Below are 1,856 nucleotides of genomic sequence, written 5' to 3' on the forward strand. Positions count from 1 at the left end.
GACCACGTCCGCCGTCCGGTCCGGTTCGCCGAGGGGATCGCCGCTTCCGGCGGCTCGGTGTTCCTGGAACTCGGTCCCGGTGGCGCGCTGAGCGGCGCGATCACGGAATCGGCGGGCGAGGACGCGGTGAGCGTGCCCGCGCTGCGCGACGAGCGCGGCGAGGCCGAGACGCTCCTGCTGTCCGTGGCGGAGCTGTTCGTGCGCGGTGCGCAGGTGGACTGGGCGGCGATCCTCCCCGAGGGCGCCACCGAAGTGCATGTGGACCTGCCGACGTACGCCTTCGACCACCAGCACTACTGGCTTCGGATGTCGGAGTCGGTGGTCGACGCGGCGGCCCTGGGGCTGGCCGGCGCCGGGCACCCGCTGCTGGGTGCGGTGGTGCCGTTGCCGCAGTCGGACGGGCTGGTGTTCACCTCCCGGCTGTCCCTGCGCACGCACTCCTGGCTGGCCGATCACGCCGTCGGGGGAGTGGTCGTCGTGCCCGGCGCCGGGCTGGTGGAGCTGGCCGTACGGGCCGGTGACGAGGTCGGCTGCGGAGTCCTGGACGAGCTGGTCATCGAGGCGCCGCTGGTCGTCCCGGAACAGGGTGCCGTACGCGTGCAGATCACCGTCGGCGGGCCGGACGAGACCGGCGCCCGCAGCGTGGAGGTGTACGCGGCCCCCGACGACACCGCCGGTGCGGGCGGGCCGGTCACCTGGACCCGGCACGCCACCGGAATCCTCGCGCCGGCCGCCGGCGAGGCCGCGCCCGGCACTTTCGACTTCACCGCCTGGCCGCCGCCCGGCGCCCAGCGGGCCGAGCCGGACGACCTCTACGCCGAGCTGATCGCCCATGGCCACGCCTACGGCCCCCTCTTCCAGGGGCTGCGCGGTCTGTGGCGGCGCGGGGACGAGCTGTTCGCCGAGGCCGCGCTGGCGGAGGACGACCAGACCGAGGCCGACCGGTACGGCGTGCACCCCGCACTGTTGGACGCCGTGCTGCACCCTGCCGTCCGGGAGGCAGTCGCCGGCGACGGCGCCCAGGTGTGGCAGCCGCTGGAGTGGAACAGGGTCGTCCTGCACGCCACAGGCGCCACGGTGCTGCGCGCCCGGCTCCTCCGGTCCACCGCCGGCGTCGTGTCGGTGGAGGCAGCCGACGAGACGGGCGGCCCGGTGCTGACGGCGGACGCCGTGACCCTGCGGCCCGTCTCCGCGGACCGTCTGGCGTCCGCGGACCTCGCCCCCGGCGCGGCCGACGCGCTGTTCCGGGTGGAGTGGACCGAGCTGCCCGCGCCCCGGCCGGTCCGGGCGGTACCGGACTGGATCGCGCTGACCGACCCGGGCGAGGTGACGGCGCTGGTGAACGGCGCCGAGCTGCCGTCCGCCGCCGTGCTGGACTGCGTCGCGGACGGCGTGGACGACACCGCCGCACTGACGCTGACCAGCAGGACACTGGGTGTCCTCCAGTCCTGGCTGGCCGAGCCCCGGCTCGAAGGCACGCGCCTCGTCGTACGGACCCGGGGTGCCGTGCCCGCAGGCGGGGACGCGGACGTGACCGATCCGGCCGCCGCGGCCGTCTGGGGTCTGGTTCGGGTGGCCCAGGCGGAGAATCCGGACCGGTTCGTCCTGCTCGACATGGATACGCCTGCCGGCATGGACGTCGAGTCGCTGCTTGCGGCTGTACTGGCCGTCGGTGAACCGCAGATCGCGGTGCGGGGCAGTCGCTTGTTCGTGCCGAGGCTTGCCCGTCCGAAGACTGGCCGCGCGTCGGTCGCCTTCGATCCGGCGGGGTCGGTTCTGGTCACGGGTGGTACCGGTGTGCTGGGTGCGTTGGTGGCCCGGCATCTGGTGGAGCGGCATGGGGTACGGCATCTGGT

At 74.6% G+C, this 1,856-nt stretch carries 1 protein-coding gene; it reads left to right on the plus strand.

The features are described 5' to 3' along the window. A partial coding sequence (locus ACIP4Y_RS38420) for a polyketide synthase dehydratase domain-containing protein (protein ID WP_401401801.1) occupies window positions 1–1,856 on the plus strand: 1,856 nt, incomplete at both ends.

The sequence above is a fragment of the Streptomyces sp. NPDC088810 genome (genome assembly GCF_044750305.1).
Taxonomy (GTDB): domain Bacteria; phylum Actinomycetota; class Actinomycetes; order Streptomycetales; family Streptomycetaceae; genus Streptomyces.